This window comes from Pantoea anthophila (assembly GCF_006494375.1).
GTDB classification, from domain to species: Bacteria; Pseudomonadota; Gammaproteobacteria; order Enterobacterales; family Enterobacteriaceae; genus Pantoea; species Pantoea anthophila.
Window position 1 is genome coordinate 1 of sequence record NZ_VHIZ01000059.1, and the last position, 1,842, is coordinate 1,842.

Below are 1,842 nucleotides of genomic sequence, written 5' to 3' on the forward strand. Positions count from 1 at the left end.
AAAAACGCCTCTGGCGTTGTAAGGTTAAGCCTCACGGGTCATTAGTACCGGTTAGCTCAACGCATCGCTGCGCTTACACACCCGGCCTATCAACGTCGTCGTCTTCAACGTCCCTTCAGGACCCTCAAGGGGTCAGGGAGAACTCATCTCGGGGCAAGTTTCGTGCTTAGATGCTTTCAGCACTTATCTTTTCCGCACTTAGCTACCGGGCAGTGCCATTGGCATGACAACCCGAACACCAGTGGTGCGTTCACTCCGGTCCTCTCGTACTAGGAGCAACCCCCCTCAATTCTCCAGCGCCCACGGCAGATAGGGACCGAACTGTCTCACGACGTTCTAAACCCAGCTCGCGTACCACTTTAAACGGCGAACAGCCGTACCCTTGGGACCTACTTCAGCCCCAGGATGTGATGAGCCGACATCGAGGTGCCAAACACCGCCGTCGATATGAACTCTTGGGCGGTATCAGCCTGTTATCCCCGGAGTACCTTTTATCCGTTGAGCGATGGCCCTTCCATTCAGAACCACCGGATCACTATGACCTGCTTTCGCACCTGCTCGAGCCGTCACTCTCGCAGTCAAGCCAGCTTATGCCATTGCACTAACCTCACGATGTCCGACCGTGATTAGCTGACCTTCGTGCTCCTCCGTTACTCTTTGGGAGGAGACCGCCCCAGTCAAACTACCCACCAGACACTGTCCGCACCCCGGATCACGGGGCCACGTTAGAACATCAAACATTAAAGGGTGGTATTTCAAGGATGGCTCCACGCAGACTGGCGTCCGCGCTTCAAAGCCTCCCACCTATCCTACACATCAAGGCTCAATGTTCAGTGTCAAGCTGTAGTAAAGGTTCACGGGGTCTTTCCGTCTTGCCGCGGGTACACTGCATCTTCACAGCGAGTTCAATTTCACTGAGTCTCGGGTGGAGACAGCCTGGCCATCATTACGCCATTCGTGCAGGTCGGAACTTACCCGACAAGGAATTTCGCTACCTTAGGACCGTTATAGTTACGGCCGCCGTTTACCGGGGCTTCGATCAAGAGCTTCTCCTTGCGGATAACCCCATCAATTAACCTTCCGGCACCGGGCAGGCGTCACACCGTATACGTCCACTTTCGTGTTTGCACAGTGCTGTGTTTTTAATAAACAGTTGCAGCCAGCTGGTATCTTCGACTGGCTTCAGCTCCGGGAGCAAGTCCCTTCACCTACGCGCCAGCGTGCCTTCTCCCGAAGTTACGGCACCATTTTGCCTAGTTCCTTCACCCGAGTTCTCTCAAGCGCCTTGGTATTCTCTACCTGACCACCTGTGTCGGTTTGGGGTACGATTCTGTGTTACCTGATGCTTAGAGGCTTTTCCTGGAAGCAGGGCATTTATCACTTCAGCACCGTAGTGCCTCGTCGTCACGCCTCAGCGTTAAAAGAGTCCGGATTTACCTGGACCCTCCGCCTACACGCTTAAACCGGGACAACCGTCGCCCGGCTGATATAGCCTTCTCCGTCCCCCCTTCGCAGTAACACCGAGTACAGGAATATTAACCTGTTTCCCATCGACTACGCCTTTCGGCCTCGCCTTAGGGGTCGACTCACCCTGCTCCGATTAACGTTGAACAGGAACCCTTGGTCTTCCGGCGAGCGGGCTTTTCACCCGCTTTATCGTTACTTATGTCAGCATTCGCACTTCTGATACCTCCAGCATGCCTCACGACACACCTTCGACGGCTTACAGAACGCTCCCCTACCCAACAACACATAGTGTCGCTGCCGCAGCTTCGGTGCATGGTTTAGCCCCGTTACATCTTCCGCGCAGGCCGACTCGACCAGTGAGCTATTACGCTTTCT

Annotated in this window: 1 rRNA gene; it reads right to left on the bottom strand. The window is 54.7% G+C overall.

Going from position 1 to position 1,842, the window contains the following annotated elements:
* Positions 1-20: 20 nt before the first annotated feature.
* A 23S ribosomal RNA gene (locus tag FJW00_RS20020) occupies positions 21-1,842 on the bottom strand; the annotation flags it as partial.